This window comes from Streptomyces sp. NPDC101151, assembly GCF_044768335.1.
Lineage (GTDB): Bacteria > Actinomycetota > Actinomycetes > Streptomycetales > Streptomycetaceae > Streptomyces.
In genome coordinates this window covers 224,800-244,771 of sequence record NZ_JBIWPP010000009.1, presented here as the reverse complement: position 1 = coordinate 244,771, position 19,972 = coordinate 224,800, and the positions used below count along the sequence as shown (strand labels likewise).

At 67.0% G+C, this 19,972-nt stretch carries 12 protein-coding genes and 1 pseudogene; 5 read left to right on the top strand and 8 right to left on the bottom strand.

Features of this window, described 5'->3' with window-relative positions; all coding sequences use genetic code 11:
* Positions 1-27 precede the first annotated feature (27 nt).
* The 4 genes from ACIRU3_RS19800 to ACIRU3_RS19785 all read right to left on the bottom strand — a co-directional run bounded on the left by ACIRU3_RS19800 (position 28) and on the right by ACIRU3_RS19785 (position 3,225).
* Positions 28-354, bottom strand: a complete 327-nt coding sequence (locus ACIRU3_RS19800) for a hypothetical protein (RefSeq protein ID WP_404057809.1) — start codon at positions 352-354, stop codon at positions 28-30.
* A gap of 323 nt (positions 355-677) precedes the next feature.
* The gene (locus tag ACIRU3_RS19795) at positions 678-1,868 is read right to left on the bottom strand and encodes a S8 family peptidase (protein ID WP_404057922.1); all 1,191 of its coding nucleotides are present in this window, start codon (positions 1,866-1,868) and stop codon (positions 678-680) included.
* 438 nt (positions 1,869-2,306) lie between these two features.
* Complete coding sequence (locus tag ACIRU3_RS19790) at positions 2,307-2,864, bottom strand: PaaI family thioesterase (protein WP_404057807.1); 558 nt, start codon at positions 2,862-2,864, stop codon at positions 2,307-2,309.
* 61 nt (positions 2,865-2,925) lie between these two features.
* The gene (locus tag ACIRU3_RS19785) at positions 2,926-3,225 is read right to left on the bottom strand and encodes a putative quinol monooxygenase (RefSeq protein ID WP_404057805.1); all 300 of its coding nucleotides are present in this window, start codon (positions 3,223-3,225) and stop codon (positions 2,926-2,928) included.
* A gap of 175 nt (positions 3,226-3,400) precedes the next feature.
* On the opposite strand from ACIRU3_RS19785, the gene ACIRU3_RS19780 reads away from it, so the two are divergent.
* Positions 3,401-4,360 carry a GlxA family transcriptional regulator gene (locus ACIRU3_RS19780; protein ID WP_404057803.1) on the top strand — a complete coding sequence of 320 codons (960 nt, stop codon included), beginning with the start codon at positions 3,401-3,403 and terminating at the stop codon, positions 4,358-4,360.
* 334 nt (positions 4,361-4,694) lie between these two features.
* Here the strand turns inward: ACIRU3_RS19780 and ACIRU3_RS19775 are convergent, their stop codons facing one another.
* Positions 4,695-4,868, bottom strand: a complete 174-nt coding sequence (locus ACIRU3_RS19775; protein WP_404057920.1) for a hypothetical protein — start codon at positions 4,866-4,868, stop codon at positions 4,695-4,697.
* A 455-nt stretch (positions 4,869-5,323) separates the two neighbouring features.
* Between ACIRU3_RS19775 and ACIRU3_RS19770 the strand changes: the two genes are divergently transcribed.
* Both ACIRU3_RS19770 and ACIRU3_RS19765 read left to right on the top strand, forming a co-directional pair.
* Positions 5,324-5,974, top strand: a complete 651-nt coding sequence (locus ACIRU3_RS19770) for a hypothetical protein (RefSeq protein ID WP_404057801.1) — start codon at positions 5,324-5,326, stop codon at positions 5,972-5,974.
* Entirely contained in the window at positions 5,967-6,242 is a 276-nt protein-coding gene (locus ACIRU3_RS19765; RefSeq protein WP_404057799.1) for a hypothetical protein, read from the top strand. The genes ACIRU3_RS19770 and ACIRU3_RS19765 overlap by 8 nt, the downstream gene beginning before the upstream one ends.
* A gap of 86 nt (positions 6,243-6,328) precedes the next feature.
* Here the strand turns inward: ACIRU3_RS19765 and ACIRU3_RS19760 are convergent, their stop codons facing one another.
* Positions 6,329-9,796, bottom strand: coding sequence for a DNRLRE domain-containing protein (locus ACIRU3_RS19760; protein WP_404057797.1), 3,468 nt, complete (start codon positions 9,794-9,796; stop codon positions 6,329-6,331).
* Between the two features lie 494 nt (positions 9,797-10,290).
* On the opposite strand from ACIRU3_RS19760, the gene ACIRU3_RS19755 reads away from it, so the two are divergent.
* Positions 10,291-17,487, top strand: coding sequence for a polymorphic toxin-type HINT domain-containing protein (locus tag ACIRU3_RS19755; protein ID WP_404057918.1), 7,197 nt, complete (start codon positions 10,291-10,293; stop codon positions 17,485-17,487).
* 16 nt (positions 17,488-17,503) lie between these two features.
* Positions 17,504-17,827: a hypothetical protein gene (locus tag ACIRU3_RS19750; protein ID WP_404057795.1), complete on the top strand. Its 324-nt coding sequence runs from the start codon at positions 17,504-17,506 to the stop codon at positions 17,825-17,827.
* On the opposite strand, the gene ACIRU3_RS19745 is transcribed toward ACIRU3_RS19750, so the two are convergent.
* Positions 17,824-18,471, bottom strand: coding sequence for a hypothetical protein (locus ACIRU3_RS19745; RefSeq protein WP_404057936.1), 648 nt, complete (start codon positions 18,469-18,471; stop codon positions 17,824-17,826). The genes ACIRU3_RS19750 and ACIRU3_RS19745 overlap by 4 nt on opposite strands.
* 195 nt (positions 18,472-18,666) lie before the next feature.
* Positions 18,667-19,543, bottom strand: a pseudogene (locus ACIRU3_RS19740) (IS481 family transposase); the annotation flags it as partial.
* Positions 19,544-19,972 lie beyond the last annotated feature (429 nt).

Here is a 19,972-nt window from a genome sequence, read left to right as displayed (position 1 = left end):
GCCGACGCCGAGCAGCAACTGCTTGACTCAGGGCCACTGATCGAACGCGGCCAGAACAGTCGTGATCCCGTCTTCCCACGTCGGGAAATGCCCCCGGACCTGCGAGAGCGATACCGCCTGCCGGCGGTCGCGGCCGTCCATCGCGTAGACGACGTGGTTGAACCCCGTCTCTGTGGACACGTGCCCCACCCGGGTGAAGCCGCAGTCGCCCGGGTCCGGGTCGGTGCATACGAAGACGAACTTGGTTGCCGCCAGCATGCCGGGCTCCGGGTCGGGTGAGACGAGGAACAGTCCCCTCCGTTGCACCTCGCCCCGCACGCGACGATCGATCCTCGACACATCCACTGCCGCCATTGCACCACCAGGCTCACCGGGACAACCCATTGGGGACCGACCTCAGTCTGGGCAGCACGTGAGACCGATTGCAAGGAGGCAGGGCTCAAGTCTGTTTCGCAGAAGGCAAGTTGGACACTCCCGACCCGCCACACAGCATGAAGCTTTCCCCGGGTACACACTCGCGACTGCTTCGGACCGTGATGACAACCACGTACCTGGGCGCTGCCGGCCGCCCAGGATGCGGGCTGGAACGACGCGGCCCGGCGGTGCCGCTGCTGTACGCGCTGACGGCACCACCGGGCTGCAGTGTTCTCGTGCCGCGCACGAGGTGGGAGCAAGGGCTACTCGGTCACCTTCAGCAGCTTGTTGGGCGTTCCGCTGCTCGGGTTGGTGATCTTGTCACTGGTTGCCCCGCCGGTCAGCGCGGTGGCGACCTGAGCCGGGGTGGCGTCCGGGTGTCCGGCCAGGTAGACGGCTGCGGCTCCGGTGACGTGGGGGGTCGCCATGGAGGTGCCGGAGATCGTCTTGGTCCCCTGGTCGCTGTCGTTCCAGTCGGAGGTGATGTCCGAGCCCGGCGCGTACAGGTCCACCAGCTTGCCGAAGTTGGAGAAGTCCGACTGGGCGTCTTCCTTGGTGCTGGACGCGACCGTGATGGCCTCGGGGACTCGGGCCGGTGAACTCTGCCCTGCGTCCGCCGACTCGTTGCCGGCGGCGACCGCGAACGTGACACCGGAGGCGATGGCCTTGCTGACCGCCTCGTCGAGCGCGGGGTCGGCGCCTCCACCGAGGCTCATGTTGGCCACCGAGGGCCCCTGATGGTTCTTGGTCACCCAGTCGATGCCGGCAACGACCTGCTCGGTGGTTCCGGAGCCGTTGTTGTCGAGCACCCTGACCGCGACGATCTTGGCCTTCTTGGCCACACCGTGGGCCGTTCCGGCGATGGTTCCGGCCACGTGGGTGCCGTGGCCGTTGCCGTCGTCGGCGCTGTTGTCATTGTCGACGGCGTCGAATCCGTAACTGGCTCGGCCGCCGAAGTCCTTGTGGCTGATGCGGACGCCGGTGTCGATGACGTACGCGGTCACCCCCTCGCCGGCCTTGTCCGGATAGGTGTACTTCTTGTCGCCGGCCGTGTCCTTCTGGTCGATGCGGTCCAGGCCCCAGGACGGCGGGTTGTCCTGGGTGGCATCGATGTGGAACTTCTTGTTCTGTACGACCGTGGCGACCGAGGGGTCGGCGGCCAGGCGCTTGGCCTCGGTCTCGCTGAGGCTGTCGGCGGAGAAGCCGTTGACCGCCGAGCCGAAGGTCCGGCTGATCTTGCCGCCGTACTCCGTGGCCAGGTCCTGCTTCTCGTCCTGGGAAGCCTTCTGGTCCATGAGGACGATGTAGCTGCCGGCCACGGCACCTTCGGCGTTGAGGCCGTAGACCTTGCCTTCCGCGGGCTGATCCGCTTGGGCGGCAGGGGAGACGTACAGGGCCGTACCGACGACGGTTGCGGCGGCCGCGATCGCGGTGACGGTCTTGGCCTTGCCCATGCGTTTGTGATGCGCCGTCAAGAGGGGTCTCCTCGTTATGTGGGGGGATTCGCGTTCAAGCGGCAGAGTCCTGCTCGCGCTCTGGAGCGTGCCGACTTGTCGCGGCCAGATCAATCCCCTGGCCCTGGTCATGACGGCCCACCTGGGGGCGATCTCCACAGGACTTACGCACGTTCGGAGCAACCCGAAAGCAAACGTGCAGCCCTTTGCACTGGTTGAATCACCAAGGAATGATCAAGAATTATCCGTGCCGATTCCTTCACCGGCCGTTCACGCGTGCTGGTGTCAGGCGGCACTGGTGCGCATGGGAAGAGGCCGGGGCGATGGACATCGGCCATCGCCCCGGCCTGCTGCATTGCGTGCGGTCCCGCCGTCAGCCGGACCTGGCGTCCCCCTCCGTCGGGCCCCTCTGTCGGGCCACTCGGTCAGGCTCCTCGGTCAGGCCTGTTCAGGCAGCGCGAAGACCGCGCAGGTGGTGGTGGCGTGCGCGTAGAGCTTCCCGTCCCCAGTACCGGTGACCCTCGCCTCGGCGGTCGCGGTGGTGCGGCCCGCATGGATCACGGTGCCCTCGCAACGCAGGGTCGGGGTGTCGGCGAAGACGGGGCGCACCATGTGCACGCCGAGCTGGATCGTGGTGTAGGCGCGCCCCACGGGGAGCGTGGACATCACGGCGCTGCCGAGGGCCGAGTCGAGGAGTGTGGCGAGGAAGCCGCCGTGCACGGTGCCCATGGGGTTGAGCAGGTGCTCGGCGGGCTCGCCCTCGAAGACGGCCCGGCCGTGCTCCGCCCCCACGAGGCGGAATCCGAGCGTGCCGCAGATCGGCGCCTGCGGAAAGCGGCCCTCGACACACATCTGGAGCACCTCCAGACCCGAGCGGCCGACACCGTCGGCGTAGCCGGTGGGCGGCGCCCACGTGTGGGTGCGTGAGCGTACGGCGGGGCCCGTGCCGTGCGAGGCTCCGGTGTCCGTCGCCGGGGCCGGGGGCATCGATGTCATGGTCGGTGGGTCTCCTGTGGTTCGGTGTCTCGTGGGTGCGCTGCGCGGCGTAGGGATCCGCTCAGGGGAGCTTGACCGCGAGCAGGTCGACGGGCCGGATGTCGGGCGCCGAGGCGAGCATGGTCTCCGCGGCCCCCATGAGCGCGGCGGCGATCCGTCCGCGCAGGTGCGCGGTGCGGTCCTCGTCGTTCTCGAAGGTGTCGAAGACGCCGAAGGTGGTGGCGTCCTCACGGAAGGCGAACCACGTCACGGTCCGCTTCTCCTCCTCGGCGAGCTGCAGGGCCCCGGTCAGCAACCGGGCGATCTCGTCTGCGTACTCCGGCTTGGCCTCGATGCGGGCCAGCAGACCGATGTTGTTCATGACAGTGGATTCCTCGTCTCGATTCGGCACCCCGCCATCGGGGCGCCCGGGCGCGATCGCCCGGCACGCGGGTCCGTGCGGTCGCGTCTCCCCTCTCTGGGGACACCACTCACGCTAGGTCGGCGATCCGCCCCTCTCCAGTGTCGGAAACGACACTCCTGATAGCGTTTCCGACATGGATGTGTCGGTACTGGCATACGAAGGCGTATTCGATTCGGGGCTCTCCGCTGCCCTGGACGTCCTGGCGGCGGCCAACGCGATGCGCGGCGAACTCCCCCAGCCGCCACCGGCCTGGAACGTCACGACGATCGGTTTCAGCCGGCAGGTGCGCACCGGTGCCGGGCACCTCGTCCCGGCCGAGCCCGCGAGCGCCGCCGACACCGCGGATCTGCTGATCGTCCCGGCACTCGCCGAACGCCGGCCCGATGCCCTTCTGGACCGCGTCGCGGGCACCGACCTGGCCAGGGTGCGGAAACTGGTGGCCGAGCGGCGCGACCGGGAGGCACCCGTCGCCTCGGCCTGCACGGGCACCTTCCTGCTGGCCGAGTCGGGCGTCCTCGACGGCATCCGGGCGACGACCACGTGGTGGCTGGCGCCCGTCTTCCGCCGCCGCTATCCGGCCGTCGCACTCGACGAGACCAGCATGGTGATCTCATCGCGGGGGGTGACCACGGCGGGGGCCGCCTTCGGGCATGTCGATCTCGCCCTTGCCGTCGTACGGATGGCCAGCCCGGCCCTGGCCGACCTCGTCGCCCGTTACCTCGTCGTCGACGAGCGCCCGTCGCAGTCCGCGTACACCATCCCGAGTGCCCTCGCGCAGAGCGACCCCCTGATCGCAGCGTTCGAACAGTGGGCGCGCCGCCACCTCGACACGCCGAACAGCCTGGCCGAGGCGGCACACGCCCTCGGTGTCAGCGAGCGCACCCTCCAGCGCACCGTCCGCCGGGTCCTGAACACCACCCCGGTGCGGTTCGTCCAGGACCTGCGCGTCGAACAGGCCACGCATCTGCTGCGCACCACGGATCTGTCGCTGGAGACCATCGCCCGCAAAGTCGGTTACGAGCACGCCACCACCCTGCGTGCACTGCTGCGCGATCGCACCGGCGCGACGACGACGGGGCTGCGCACCCGCTGAACAGCACCCGGCGGCATGGCGTGATCACCATCGGCCGGCCGGCAGTGTACGTACCCGCATGGACGACCTCGCCCGCGGGATCGCCTGCGCAAGCTGCCACCGGCAGGCACGCAGCCTCGGCTTCGATGGGAGAAGCCGCTGATGGACTAGGGCTGCATCGCATCGCTGAGGCCCCGGCCCGGTTCCCGCGACCACGTAGTTTCCAGTCTGCTGATCGCTGTTGACGGCCTTCGGGTGGCAGGGGTGTGACGCGGACCTCAGCCGTGGCCGGTCGAGTTGGTCGAGCACGTCGACGAGAGCGCGGTTCGGCTCACGTACGAGGGGCGACTGACCGCTACCGACATCGATCCCTCTGTCTGGCCGGATGCCGCCCTCGCGCTGCTCGACCAGGGTGTCGGCCACCCAGAGAGGGCGCGTCCCCTCGGCGGCGGACGAGCAGTTCGCGCGCCTTCTCCAGGGTCGGCAACCGCAGCCGCTCGACTACCGCCTCTGCCGACGCGAAGTCGATCTCGTCCAGGTCCAGGTGCTCGTAGCCGTCCGCGACCGGGCAACACCTTCCGCCCTCTCCCGGTCACCGTCACTTCACGCCTCCACGAACGTGCTCCGGCTGCCCGACCGCACCTGCTGTGACGGATCATTCCAGTTGGTTGTGACAGTGCTTCCGTGATGGCTACGGCGGACACACTGTCGGCCGTACCTCATTGAGACGATCATTCAGGGAAACGGCGGGCACGCCTCCTCCTCCCCCCGGCACGACCGCGTAACGGTCCTCCGCTACGTCCATCGTGGAGCAGTCAACCCAGCATTCCGTCGGCGGCTGGGGCACACGTCCGCAGAGATCGCGATGCGCCCCCACCCCCATCGTTCGATTGCGCTCACGCGCGGCCCCCCGAGCCATAGCCGTATCTGTCCTGCCACCACCACAATTGAAGCGAGAAGCCACCCTGCAGAGCCGGAGTGCCGATGCTCAACTCCTTAAATGTCGCGGTGTCACTCTTGATCGCCGTAGGTGCGCTGGCGGTGGCAGTGCATCAAGTCCGACGAGCCACACGGATTGCCACGGACACGAACGGGCTCAGCGTTTTCTCGGCCCTCTATCGCGAGTTGCGGTCGGTAGACTTCCGGCGTGACCTGGACCTGGTCATCCGCCATCCGCCCCGGACGGGGCTGGTGGAGGGCTGGGGCGGCGACGGGACTCCAGAGGAGGAACGGCGCATCGACGCCGCCTTCAACGTCTGTGCGACGCTCGAGTGGCTTGGCATCCTGGTCGCGTTCAGGCTCATCGACGAGAAGCTCGTCGTCTCGGCGAATGCCACGATGATCATCCGGGCATGGATCGCGCTACAGCCTTTCATCGAGCGGGAGCGTTCCCGTCGTCGCGACACCGGGATCGCAGGTGTCCCACCAGGTTTCATGCCCTTCTTCGAGCATCTGGCCGCTCGCACCGTCCAACGCAGGTCGGGCGCCCGAGGCCAGCAGCTGATCACGAGCCTGAGGTTGGAAACAATGCCCGATACCCTCCACGTCCTCGACGTGGCCCCGCCACTTCATCCGACCGATCCACTGCCAGCCCCGCGTGGCCACGATACGGATACCGGAGCACCGCGTGGCTGACCTCGCAGCGGTTCTCCGAATCCGCCGCGGTGCGCTGCGTCGCGCATCCATCACACATGGAGTGACGTTGTTGATGCAGCCCGCCGTGGCGGCGCTGAAACGGGTGCAGGATCAGGCGGCCGCCCTGGCCAACGCGGAGATCCGACGGCTGCGCAAAGCGGACCTACGCCACGTCATCCGGGAAGCCGTCCTGGGGTCCCGTCCACGACGGCGGTATCGGGTGGTCGTGGTGGACGGAGTCCCGGCCGGCGCATTGCGACGATACTGACGGGGGCGTCGCAGCAGCATGAAAGGCCTGGCGTGGGCCGACTTCGAACCTGCCGGAGGTGCGAAGCCGGCCGCTGCGCAGGCGGCTCAGCCGATGGCGATGCGGGTCTGCCAGTAGTCCTTGGGGGAAATGGCCTCCGTTCCGGAACCGGTGACGGTGCTCTTGCCGCCTGCGTAAAAGCGGACGGATCCGTCGGCGCGGATGGCCCAGATGTCAGGAACGGTGTCCGCGTTGGCGCTCGGTGTGCCGATCAGGAGCGGGAAGCTGCTGCTGGCCCAGCCCGATGCGGCGTATTCGAGGTCGGCTCCTCCGGAGGAGTTCGCCGCGAGGGCGAGGGAGTTGAGGTCCGCTCCGCCACTGTCGGCGGGGATGCCCTTGCGGAGCAGGAGGCGTCCGGAGACGTCACTGCGGAAGAGCAGATCGGTGGTGCCGTCGCCGCTGATGTCCTGGGCGGTGACGAGGTCACGGTCCTTCCATCCGGAGCCGGCGAGGCGGATGGCCTGGTCGATGGTCGCGCCGTGGTAGCCGGTCAGAGCCCACAGTTCGTCGTCGGCGCCATTCTTGACGGTGGCGAAGAAGTCGGTGCGGCCGTCTCCGGTGGCGTCGCCGGCGCTGATGATCTGGGTGAAGTCCGCAGGGTTGGGTGCTGCTGCGGGCAACAGGATTTCGCGGCGCTGGTCGATGTTGACGGCGCCGTAGCCGTCTCCGGGGTAGACCCAGAGTCTGCCGTCGACCCGTGCGACGAGGTCCTGCAGGCCGTCTCCGCCGTAGATGTCTCCGTTGTGGGTGATCAGGGCGTTCTTGAAGTGGCCGGAGGGCGGACCGGCGAATGGTGGCAGGTCATCGCCGTTGGGGTCCTTCCTGGGGTTGGCGCGGTAGGCGCCGGGCATGGAGTAGTCGAGGTCGCCGGTGGGCTTGGTGAGGTCGGTCTTGTCGGCCTCGGAGGGGTACAGGGCGAGGTTGCCGGCCTCGGTGACGGCAAAGAGGTCAGGCATGCCGTCGCCGGTGAAGTCACCAGCCTTGTCGGCCTGATCTCTTGGAGTCACGTAGAAGAAGTACTTCGTGGGCTCCGAGGGGTTACCGGCACTGTCGACGGTGCGGACGTACAGCACGTTGGGGCCTGCGGCCGGGGGTTTGGCGTCGGTGATCGTGGCGCTGACGGAGGGGTCGGTGCCGGCCTTCCGTGTAACAGTGAAGGGGTAGTTGGGAGAGTTGAAGCCGTATTCATAGCGCGCGGCGTCGGTATTGAGGGCGCGGAAGGTGAAGGAGCCGGGGGTGCCGAACTTCTTGGTGCTCCAGCTGGCATCCTCTGTGTCGTTGCCGAATCCGTTGTCTTTGCCGTCGGCGTCCGGGAAGTCGGTGGAGCTGACCTTGGGCGGTCTGGGAGCGGCGGTGTCGAGGACGAACCGGCACGGTGTCGTGGCCGGGGCGTAGCTCGATGAACTGCCGTCGTCGTCCCAGGCCTGTGCGCGCCAGGAGTAGACGGTGCCGTTGGTCAGGCCGCCGGTCGAGAAGGTAGCGGTGCGCAGTGCGGTGTCGGTGTCGCCGCCCACGGTCTTTTTGCCGGCGGAGCGGAGCAGGTCACCCGTGGTGGTCCACTTCCCCGTGGGCCACAGGTCGAAGTCGATGTAGTCGAGGTTCTTGTCTTTGTCGGTGGCCTTGACGGTGAAGGTCAGGTTCCCTGAGCCCATGCGCACATAGGGCTTGGTGGTGGTGCACCTGGCGTCCGGTCCCAGGTCGAGGGAGCCGGGGACGATGGTGGGTTTGCGGTTGTAGACAATCTCCAGGACGGGCGCGTAGTCGCCGTCGGCCTGGAATTTCTTCCACGCGTACTGGGAGTTCTCGTCGCGTGCGCGCAGTCCGAAGGTGATGGTGTCGTCGCCGTCGTCGGCGGCCTGCTGTACCCCCCGCCGGACATCGAAGGCTTCGTAGTCGTCATGGCAGCTGGAGGCCTTCCAGCCGTGCGCAAAGCTCTTGGTCGCCAGCTTGTTGCCGTCGTGCAGTTTAGGCGCGTTGCTCCAGTTGGTGTGCGAGTCGACCTCTCCGGTCAGGTGCACGCTCATGGAACGGGCGCTGCAGGACCAGGAGTAGGTCTCCAGCATGCTCAGCTTCGCCCGGGTGATCTTGGTGCCCTTGAGGTCCTTGTCGAAGGTGATGTTGAAGAAGGAGCGGGAGGTGCCCCAGGTGTCGGATTCGAAGCCGACGCGTGCTTCGTGGGTGCCGCCCTTGTTGAAGCCCTTTCCATCGTAGAACGTCGCCTTGGGGAAGCGGTTGTAGGCCGTGGTCCAGTGCTGGATGTGTTTCTTGACCGAGGGATCGATGAACACGGGGTACGTGGTTGCCGGGTCGGTCAGAAATTCCTGGTCCGGGGTGAGGGTCCACTTGCCGGCCGCCAGGTCGGCGTCGACCAGCGATCCACGCGAGTCCGGCGAGGGTCCGTCCAGTTGGCGCAGGGTCAGCGTCGCTGCTGACCCTGTCTGCGAGGGATCTGGTGTCGGCTCCGGGGGTGCGGAGGGCAGGGGGGATTCGGGTACCGAGGGCTCGGGACCGTCGCTGGCGGACGGCAGGGTCTCGACGTCGGTGTCGCTCTGTTCGTCGCTCTCCACCGGGTCTTCGTCAGCCGGAGAAGGGCTGTCGCTCGGGGTCGGGCTGATGGAGTCGGTCGCGTCGGGTGTCTCGGGCTCGGTCGGCTGAGTGCTCGCGCCCACGGTGCCGTCGGTGATGGCCGGCGTGCCGCTGCTGTCCCACATCAGCGGCGTGGGGGACATGGCGACCTCGTCGCCGTAGGCGTTGTTGGCGCCGACAATGCCGGTGACCGGGTCGAGCTGGAAAGTGAGGTCGGCGGAGTGCAGCCCGTAGGCCAGCTGCTGCACGTGCGGGTCGGAGGCGGCCTGGCGGTTCTTCAGCACGACCAGCTGGGCGAAGCCGTCGTCGTCGGCGGTGAGGACCAGGTCGCCGCCCGAGAAAATGTCCGGGTACAGCGCGCGGTTGCCGTCGATGATGGGGCTAGGGACGGGGCCGGGCCACGTGAGCTGGATGTCGTGGTCGCCGACGTGCAGGGTGACGAGTGGTGTTCCCGAGTCGGCGGCCGTGCCGTTCAGCAGGGAGACACGGTGCGTGGTCGAGCGATTGGTATGCCGGGCGCCGCTTCTCGAGCCGGCTGAGAAGACGATGCGGGTGTTGGTCGCCTTTGGCTCCCACCCGGCCTGTGTGCGGTGCAGCCTCGCATCGATTTTCTTCCACTGACCGTCCACCTTGGCCCGGATGGGCGATGAGTAGAGCTGCTTCTGCATGAGCCCGTCGGGGCGGGCCCAGGTGGTGGTGGAGGCGGTGCGGGCGGCGGTGACTTCGATGTTCTGGCCTGTCCGCGCTGCTTGTGCAAGGGCGGTGCCCTCGGTGACGGTGACGGTCCGCTGCCGGTGATGGCCGTCGGATGGCGCCGCGTCGCCATCGAGCCGCAGTCCCGCGTAGACGATGCCGGACGTGGCGAGCACGCTTGCGAGCAGCACGGCGCCGGTCCGGCGGCCTGGCCTGCGGCGCCAGTTGAGTGTCATCGACCGAGTTCCCCTTTCCCCCTCGCAGCCGCATCCGAGCGGAGCGCGGCTCGAGCCAGCCGATGATGACCTATGAGCACTCTGTCGTCATCTTGTGAATGTCGTGGTCGTACGGGCTGGCGGAGCATCGCCCGCTTACGGCATGCGGATGGGGTGTGTGAAACGGGAGGGCAGCCCCTATGGAGCAACACGGGGCGAAGGCTGTCGAGTCGGGGCCAATCGGCGCCGCTTTTGAAGATCCAGGTGTCGCTATGCCCGATAGCTCTCAACAGCCTGACAAATCCCACCTCAAGGCCTTTCCAACGCTTGGCCGCTTTCACTGCGTAGCGAGTCATTACGCACCGTGACAATGTTCACATTGGCTCCCCACGCCTGGCATTCACTCACAGCTTGATCACAGAATCTCCGCTGTTTGATACGCCGTCACGCGTGGCCCAACTCCGGTCCCGCTTCAAGTGGTCCGGGGGGACCCCGCCGTGTTTGATCGACTCCTCATGGCCCGCAAGCGTCGCCTCGCCCGGACCGCTGTGCCTGTGACTGCGACGGCACTACTGGTCGGTTTGCTGCCTGCCCAGGCCATGGCACTGCCGCCGGACCCGTTGAAAGCGGAGGTCGGTCGGGAATCGGTGAACCTCGAGGCACTGAAACGAGATGTGCCGGTGCCGGGTCAGGCCGCCCGGCCCAAGGTGGCCAGCCTCCGAGCGGAAATCCCCGACGACCAGCTGTCTGTCGCTACGAACACCGCCTCTCCGCCGTCGGATCTCTCCGGTTCGGTCGACTTCGGTTCCACAGCGACGACGGCCTCCGCACACGCGACGGCCGACCAGATGGCGCTCCGCCCCGTCGGTAATCTCCCGGTGAGCCTGGGCCAAAGCCCGGACCAGCCGGCTCCCACCGGCAAATGGCAGGTCTCCATCCCCGACCGCACAACGGCGGCGAGCGTGGGAATCGACGGCGCCCTCATGGTGGTTCAGGCTCCCGCCACCGGCTCCGTGCCGGTGTCGGTGAAATTGGACTACTCCAAGTTCAACAACCTCTACGGTGCCGACTGGGCATCGCGGCTGCGACTCGTCCAGTTCCCCGACTGCTATCTGACGGCGCCGGACGACGAGGCGTGCCAGCAATACGAGGACCTGGAGACGACAAACGACTCGGCGTTGAAGTCCCTGACCGCGACCGTCGACCCGGCGGCCGACACCGCGACGACCCCAGCCTCCGCCGCCTCCACGCCGTCCGATCGTGCCGGTGTGATCCAGGCGGCCTACCACAGGACCGCCTCGACAACTCCCGTGGCGGCGGGCCCCGCTACCGCAGTCGTCGCCGCCGTCGACTCGGGCGGCGGGGCAGGCGGCACATTCAAGGCGACGCCGCTTGCCCCGGATGGCAAGTGGGAGGCGGGAGGATCATCGGGCGCGTTCACCTGGTCCTACCCGCTGACCGTGCCCAGCCCGCCGTCCGGCCCCGCGCCGGCGATCTCGTTCAACTACAACTCGCAGTCGGTGGACGGGCGTACTGCCGTCTCCTCCGGGCAATCCTCGTGGATCGGCGAGGGCTGGTCCTACGACCCCGGTTACATCGAGCGCCGCTACCGCCCCTGCCAGGACGATCGCAAAGAGCTGAACGCAGGCGCCCCCAACAACACAGCCAAGAAGGACAAGACCAGCGACCTCTGCTGGGTGTCGTACAACGCCGTGATGTCCCTGGCGGGCAAGACCACGGAACTGGTCCGTGACGCCGGCTCCGGCAGCAACCCGGAGCAGGACAGCGAGTTCTACCGGCCCCAGCAGGACGACGGCACCCGCGTCGAGCACCGCGTCGGTGGCAGCAACGACGACAACAACGGCGAGTACTGGGTGGTCACCACCCGCGACGGCACCCAGTACTACTACGGCCTCAACCAGGTCGGCGGTGGCCACGCCGACACCGACTCCGTTTCCACCGTTCCCGTCTTCGGCAACCATCCCGGTGAGCCCTGCCACGGCGATGCCTTCGCGGACTCGCGCTGCGGTTCGGGCAAGCAGCAGGCGTGGCGCTGGGGCCTGGACAAGGTCGTCGACATCAACGGCAACGCGATGATCGTCAACTACAAGCAGGAGACGAACTACTACGCCGTCCGTAAGAAGTTCAAGTCTCCCGAGCAGTACGACCGTGCGCAGCACCCGACAACGATCGACTACGGCATGCGCCCGGACAGCCTCACCAAACCGTCCGCGACTGTGGAGTTCGGCGCCGAGCAGCGCTGCCTGAAGTCGCCGACCGCGTGCGCTGCGGGCAACTTCGACAAGACGAGCGACCCGGGCGCCTACCGGCCCTGGTGGGACACCCCCGGCAACCTCAACTGCAAGTCCACCTCGAAGTTGTGCCCGGCCTTCCCGTCCTTCTGGACGCAGATGCGCCTGGACACAGTAACCACGAAGGCCGGCCGTGCCGGACAGCAGAGCCTGGGCAAGGTGGACGTCTATACGCTCCACCAGTCCTTCCCCGAAGACTGGTACGACAGCTCCCCGGGGCTGTGGCTGAACTCGATCACACGCACCGGTTACGGCCCCGGCGACACCACCGGAACCCTCCAGTCCGCCGACGGCATCAGCTTCGCCCAGTACACCGTCGGCTCCACCTCACCGCTGAAGACCTGGCTCAGGGACCGGCAGCTGCCGAACCTCGTGAGCAGGGGCAACAACGACCAGCGTCCCGGGTTCACCCGCCCCCGTATCGGCACCGTTTCCACCGAGTACGGCGGCGACATCGAGGTCGAGTACACCGGCGGCTGCCGGACCGAGCCCGCAGACGACAGGGGCAAGGCCAACGGCAACTGCTACCCCGTCCGCTGGTCGCCCGACGGCGACGAAAAGACCCCCGCGAAGGCGTGGTTCAACAAGTACGTCGTCGACTCCGTCATCGAGACCGACAAGGTCACCTCGCACGGCAAACCCGTCCTCACCAAGTACGCCTATGAGCAGCCGGCCTGGTCCAAGAGCGATGACGAGTTCACCCGCCCGGCCCTACGCACCTTCAGCGACTGGCGCGGCCACCGGCAGGTATCGGTCACCAAGGGCAGCAAGGCCGTCTCCGAGCAGGGCGACGTCAACCCTCAGTCGTACTCGGTCCACCGCTACTTCCAGGGCACTGGGGGTGAGGTCAAGGACTCCACCCGTACCTCCACGCTGCTGGCCGACGACGCCCCGCAGTACGCCGGCATGACCGCGGAGACCCTCACTTACCGCAACTCCGACCGCCAGCTCCTCAAGCGCACCCTGATCTACCCGTGGTCCAAGCAGACCGCATCCCGGGCCCGGGAGAACGAGGACGGAACCGACGCCGAACCGCTCCTTGCCCACCGCACCGGCATCAAGCGCACCGACGACATCCAAACCACCGATGACGACGGCAGCTGGCGCGCCGTCCGCACTCTCACCACGGTCGACGACACCTACGGCCTGCCCACCCACGTCGAGACGGCCGTCGTCAAACCCGACGGCAGCGGCGAGACTCTGACCGACCAGACGTGCACCGTGACGTCATACGTGCACAACACGACAGCCTGGTTGATCGGCCTACCCAAGGAACAGCGCACCACCAGCACATCGTGCACCGGTTACGCAACCGCCGATCCGGCCAGCCAGCTGAGGTCCGCGCAGCAGACCAGCTACGACAATCTCGCCTACGCGGCAACGCCGACCAAGGGCAGGGCCACGTCGGTAGCCGAAATCGACGGGGCGGGAACCGCCTACTCGGTCGTCACCGAAACGATCTACGACGATCTGGGCCGCGTCCGTAAAGTCACCAAACCCGGCCAGGGCACTCAGGAGATCCAGTACACCCCCGCAGCGGGCGGTCCGGTCACCGAGACCAAGGCGATCAACGCCAAGGGGCAGGCCACCACCACCACGTTCGACCCGGGCCGCGGCCTTCCGCTCACCGTCACCGACCCCAACGGACGCATCACCCGCAGCGCGTACGACGCCCTCGGCCGACTGACAAAGGGCTGGTCGGCCTCTCGGTCGTCCGGCGGCACGTCCCCCGACACCGTGATCGGCTACCTGCCGGCCATCGCCACGAGCAAGGAGATGCGGCCCACCGCCGTCACTGTCCAGACACTCAACGACGACGGCACCTACGCCAGCCAGGTCACCCTCTACGACGGCTTGATGCGCGAGGTCCAAACACAGACCCAGGCTCACGGCCCTGGGCGGATCATCACCGATACCAGCTATAACGACCACGGCCTGGTCGACGAGCGAACCGGCGGCTACCTGGCCAAGGACGAACCGGACACGCAGCTGTTCGCTCCTCGGTCCAAGGCGTCGATCCCCAGCTACGTCAAGCACCGCTACGACGGCATGGAGCGCGAGATCCGCGCCTCCACTTACTACAACGGCGATTACAAATACGCCGCCTACACCAGCTACAGCTACACCAGCACCTGGGTGAACCCTGCGGGCTCGACCGCCCCCACGACCCGCACGTACTACGACGCGCTCGGACGGGTCACCTCCATGAAGCACTACACCCAGGAGAGTTCCGACGCCACGGCCGGCCGCACGACGCGGTACGACTACGACGCGCGAGGCAACCGCAGCACGGTCACCGATCCCGCGGGCAACGTCTGGACCTACACCTACGACGCCCGAGGACGTGTCACCTCCTCCACCGATCCCGACACGGGCACCACGTACACCTGGTACGACGACGCCGACCGCCCCAACCGCACCAAGGACGCCCGCCAGCAGGAGACCTTCACCGAGTACGACCTGCTCGGCCGGGTGAAGGCCGTCCGTCGGGGCTCCGCCGCCTCCTCTCCGGTCACCGCATACAGCTACGACGATGCACCCGGGGGAATAGGGCAGCCCGGGAGCTCCAGTCGGCACACCGACAACGGCGACTACACCACCCGCGTCACCGGCTACGACGCCGACTACCACCCCACCGGCAACGAGACGGTCATCCCCTCCAACTCGATGACCACCGGTCTGGCCGGCACGTACACCTACACCTACACCTACACCCCCACCGGTAAGCAGCAGTCGGTCACGCTGCCAGCCGTAGGCGGCCTCGCGAAGGAAAAGGTCGTCACCCGCTACGCCTCCGACGGCCTGCCCGAATCTACCTCCGGCCTGACCTGGTACACCGCCGACGCCACTTACTCGCCCTATGGCGAAGCACTGCGCACCGTCTCCGGATCCCAGCCCTCCCGCATCTGGACAACCAACTTCGTCGACCCGCACACCGGCCGTCTCGAGCGCACGCTGGCGGACCGCGAAACCGCAAGCCCTCACCGCATCACCGACAGCTACTACGCCTACGACACCTCCGGCATCATCACCTCCAACGCCCGCAAACTCAGCGAGGCAACCGGTGACGCCTGGGACACCCAGTGCTTCACCTACGACGTCATGGGTGAAGTGGTCCACGCCTGGACCTCGAACATCACGCCGACCGGCAGCGGCACGGATTGCAAGGCCTCCAACGGCACCACCTGGGGCTATCGCACCGACTACGCGCCGTCCTCAGGTCCCATCGCAGACGCCCCCGACGACGTCGCCGATCCGGCAACCCCGGACACCTCGCTTGCCTCCACCCTCACAGCCGCCGCCCCGGAGACCGCAACCGTGTCCACCGGCGCCACCGCCTACCGCCAGTCCTTCAGCTTCGACTGGCTCGGCAACCGCACCGCAATGACCGAACACGACCCCGCGGACGCAACCAAGAACGTCGCCTACACCTACCACTACGGCAAGACAGTCACCGGAAACGGCACCACCCCGGCCTACACGAAGCAGCCGCACACGGCCACGAGCATCAGCTCCACTCCGCCGGGCAAGGGCAGTTCCTTTACCTACGACGACACCGGCAACACCCAGGTCCGCGACCTTGCCAACACCACCCAAAACCTCGTCTGGTCCCCGGAGAACAAGCTCGACTCCATTACCGACGACGGCCACAAGACGACCTACGTCTACGACGCCGCCGGCAATCGCCTGCTCGAAAACTCTGCGTCCGGATCGACCCTGTACCTGGGCGAGACGGAACTGACGACGAACGCGACAGGCACGATCACCGAGGCGTCACGCTCCTACTCCCAATCCGGCGCACCCACGGTCGTCCGCACCACCAGCAACGGCGCCACGACCGGCCATCAGCTCAACGCCCTCATCACGGACAACCTCGGCACGGCAAGCACGACAGTCCAACTGTCCGGCACCCAGCCGGTCACCCGCCGCGCCTTCAAACCCTACGGCGAACTCCGCGGGCCCAAGCCGTCGAACTGGCCCAACAAACACAGCTACCTGGGCGTCGGCATCGACGACACGACCACCGGCCTCACCCACATCGGCGCCCGCGAGTACGACCAGAACACCGGACGCTTCCTCTCCGCCGACCCGATCATCGACGTCACAGACCCGCTCCAGATGAACGGGTACGCCTACAGCAACAACAGCCCGGTCTCCAAGTCGGACCCGACCGGTCAGATCCTGAACGCGGACGTCGGCGGCACGGCACCCTGTACCAAACCCGGCGGCTGTGTCCGTGACGGAACCGACAAGCGGCCCACGGTCACCTGGAAGGACGAAGGCGGTGCCCAGTACGACTACGACGGTGACGGATACATATCCGTCTACCCCACCGTCAAGGTAAAAGCCAATTGGAGCAAGGCACCCGCGTACATCAATGCGTTCTACAAAAAGCTCGACTACCTCTGCGACCCCTACGGACGCGACGGCTGCACCGACCAGTCCTTCCCCCTCAACTCCTCGAACGTCAACAACGCGAAAGGCGCCGCTTGCCTGGCGGTCGGGAAGTGCCCCGAAGGGCTCAGTTGGGGCGAAGGCGCGGCCATAGCGGCCGGGGTGGCCCTCGCCGCCGACGGCGGAGAAGGACCGGGACGCATCGGGCTCGGCGGACTACGCCTGCGCCAAAGGCCCGGTGACTGCAACTGCTTCCTCGCAGGCACCAAGGTCCTCTTGGCAGACGAGTCCTCGAAGAACATCGAGGACGTGAAGGTCGGCGACGAAGTACTGGCCACGGACCCCGAAACCGGGGAAACCGGCCCGCGTAAGGTCACCCGCCTAATCGTCAACGACCACGACAAACACTTCAACGAACTCACGATCAAAACGCCGGCTGGCGAGCACAAGCTCACGGCCACACACGAACACCCCTTCTGGGTCCCAGAACTCGGCCAGTGGGTCAGCGCAGGCGACCTCACAGCCAGCATGCACCTGCGGAAGTCGGACGGCTCCACCGCAGAAGTAACAGCGAACCGTCCATATTCGGCACACACACGCACATACAACCTCACCGTCGAAGACCTTCACGCGTACTATGTGCTGGCAGGCGAGACGCCGGTACTCGTTCACAACAGCAACTGCGGCATTCGCCCGCATGACAAAGCCCGTGGCGCTGCCGGTGTCGATGAAATGACGGAGACGTTTGAGAAGTTCTACAACAAGTCTGATATCTATAGCGAGAGCTACGGGAATGGACTTGATTTGTGGACCCCTTACGGCAGGCGTCAAGTGGATATCGCAGTCAGGAACCCGGACGGAAACCTTCACCTTTATGAAGTGAAGGTGAATAAGTCGAACTACACCAGGGGTCAGCGTAGGAAGGACGAATGGCTAGCGAAGACGTACGGGTTTGAAACCTCGGTCGTCCGGCGCGGTACAGTGTGTCCAATCTGCAACCCCTAACCTGAGAGGATGGCCAATGAGTAGCGACTTCGGCTTCTGGAAGCGCGGTGTTGGGGATCCTGAGGAAATCTTCGACAACCTTGCTGAGGGTGACACCAGCGACCTTGTCGTGAGCCCTGACGTATTGCGGTTCCGGGAGGAGTTGCTGACTAGATGGCCAGATGTGGAAGACGTTCTTGAGCCGTCTCGGTTCGATCTGGAAGAGGAACCGGATGACGCGGGCAAATACATCCTCCTGACCCTTTCCGTCCGCCAACTGGATTATCTCCCTGAGATTCTTGACATGGCGAAGAGGAACGGCCTCGTTGGATTTAGCGGAGTGGCGGGCGAGCCGATTTAAGGTTTCCGATTCGCTGCGCATCCAAGCGCAAAGAGGCGGCCCCTGTAGGTGTCACCTACATGGGCCGTTTTGCGGCTTGACGGCAGTAGATGACGGCGGCGGACGAGGGACACTACCTGCCGGCAGACCATGACCGTGCCCGCCGCACGGACCCGCCGCTGCACCCGTACGGGCTCGATGCCCGGACTCGGCGGCGGCCCGGCCGGACGCAGGCCCCGCAGCCTGCGGACTTCCTCGCCGGTCAGCGGGTTGGGCCGCACCCGCAGCAGTTCCCGCGAGGACGGGTCGAAGAACGACAGCGTCTCGTCGTCGATGCGGATGCCCACCTGGCGGCCTCCGAGGATCTCCGCTGCCAGAACCTGGTGCCCGCCCAGGCCCACCAGGCCGCTGTTGTTCACGACCCGGTCCACCTCGAACGCGGCCCCGTCGTCGGCCGGAAGCGGGGCCGGTCCGGCCGCACGTCCGCCCCGGGCGGCCAGCCGTCCCAGATCCGTCACCGACATGTGCGAGCGCACGGTCTTGATCCGCGCCCCCGCGATCAGCAGATGGATCACCGAGGTGTCGGCCCAGAAGGTCACCGTCAGTCCTGAGCGGGCCGGGCCGAGCCATAACTGTTTGCCCGCGACCTGCAGATTCCCACTCACCGGCACCACCCGCTCGAACTCCACCGGCCCACCGGGCCCCACCGGCACCACTGCCGGGACCACCTCAGGCGGACCGGTAGGAACAGCCGACACCTCGGTCGCAACCGGCTCCGCAGGAGCTGTCCGCTGCTGCGGCACCAACGCCAGCACACCGGGCACCCTCAGGCCCAGTACGCCCCGGTCCTGCTCAGCAACCGGGGTGAACCTGTCTCCCGGAGACTGCATGTCCAGCGCCTGATGCGGCCGCGAGGATGTACTCCTCTACCCACGCATCCAACGCCGCCTGAGCCGCTCCGATGCCCTCGAACGCACCGCAGTCGTCGAGGAGTTCGCGCCGCAGCGTCTGATGGAACCGCTCGACCTTGCCGGTCGTGGTCGGCGACGCCGGCTGGGTGAGCCGGTGCGCGATCCCGTTCTCCCGGCAGTTCCGGTCGAACAGCACCTCACCGCCCTGTCCGAACCGGTCGGTGAACTGCTTGCCGTTGTCCGTCAGCACCTCTTCCGGCACTCCGAACGCCTGCAAAGCCCGGGCGAACGCCGCGCAGACCGCCCGCCCGGTCGCCCGCTCGACCACCGACGCGATCACGCAGTACCGGGAATGATCATCCACACCGGTCACGACCTTGACCTCGGACAGCTCCCCGGTCACCGGGTCGACCAGCATCACCCCGCCGACGATGTCCATCTGCCACAACTGCATCGGCCGGTCCCGCTGCCAGCGCTTGTAATCCGACCGCTTCCGACGCCGAACCCCCGGCTCCACCAGCCCATGCCGGACCAAGATCCGATACACCGTCATCCGCGACGCCACCGGCGCCACCGCCCCCGACCGCTCCAGCACATGAGCGATCCGCCGCGGACCCCACCGAGGATGCTGACGCCGCAGTTCACAGACAGCCGCCTCGACCTCGGCAGAAGCCTGATGCGGACACGAGGCCGGCCTGCGCGACCGGTCCGCCAGACCGGCCAGGCCCGAGACGGCATACCGGGACTTCCACCCGCTCACCGTCTGTCTGGACACACCCAGCGACGCGGCAACCTCCGTCACGGTCGCACCCGCCAGCACCGCCATGACAGCCCGGTATCTCTGCTCGACAACCGACAACTCCACCAGCGCCAATCCCGGCCTCCCGCCACACGCCGCAACGACGTGCACAGAAAAGCCGATCACGGCCACTGTCAACCATCAGCTGGGACCGAACTGTCAAGCATCACCCGGGATCGGACAACCGCGACTGGGCAGAGCTGTTCAGAGTTTCTTTACTTGATCAAGGCGGCCCGCTGGCGCGGGCCGCGCGCGCTCCGGCCCTGCGGGGCCGCCGCCCGCTCCTGTCTCCGCCCCGCTTGGCGACGGCCCGCCGGTCCGGGCGCGCAACAGTCAGCACAGCGAACCACTTCCGGGGTTCTGCCCCGGACCCCGGCCCTCTCTCCGAGGGGGCGGAGGGCGAGTGGACTGGTGCGGCTTCGTCGTGGTGCGGGGTCGCGGGAGGGGGTCCCTCGC

Coding starts and splice junctions, on each gene's coding strand:
- ACIRU3_RS19770 (WP_404057801.1), top strand. CDS start 5,324: ATGCTCAACTCCTTAAATGTCGCGGTGTCACTCTTGATCGCCGTAGGT.
- ACIRU3_RS19790 (WP_404057807.1), bottom strand. CDS start 2,864: ATGACATCGATGCCCCCGGCCCCGGCGACGGACACCGGAGCCTCGCAC.
- ACIRU3_RS19800 (WP_404057809.1), bottom strand. CDS start 354: ATGGCGGCAGTGGATGTGTCGAGGATCGATCGTCGCGTGCGGGGCGAG.
- ACIRU3_RS19760 (WP_404057797.1), bottom strand. CDS start 9,796: ATGACACTCAACTGGCGCCGCAGGCCAGGCCGCCGGACCGGCGCCGTG.
- ACIRU3_RS19755 (WP_404057918.1), top strand. CDS start 10,291: ATGGCCCGCAAGCGTCGCCTCGCCCGGACCGCTGTGCCTGTGACTGCG.
- ACIRU3_RS19750 (WP_404057795.1), top strand. CDS start 17,504: ATGAGTAGCGACTTCGGCTTCTGGAAGCGCGGTGTTGGGGATCCTGAG.
- ACIRU3_RS19780 (WP_404057803.1), top strand. CDS start 3,401: ATGGATGTGTCGGTACTGGCATACGAAGGCGTATTCGATTCGGGGCTC.
- ACIRU3_RS19785 (WP_404057805.1), bottom strand. CDS start 3,225: ATGAACAACATCGGTCTGCTGGCCCGCATCGAGGCCAAGCCGGAGTAC.
- ACIRU3_RS19795 (WP_404057922.1), bottom strand. CDS start 1,868: ATGGGCAAGGCCAAGACCGTCACCGCGATCGCGGCCGCCGCAACCGTC.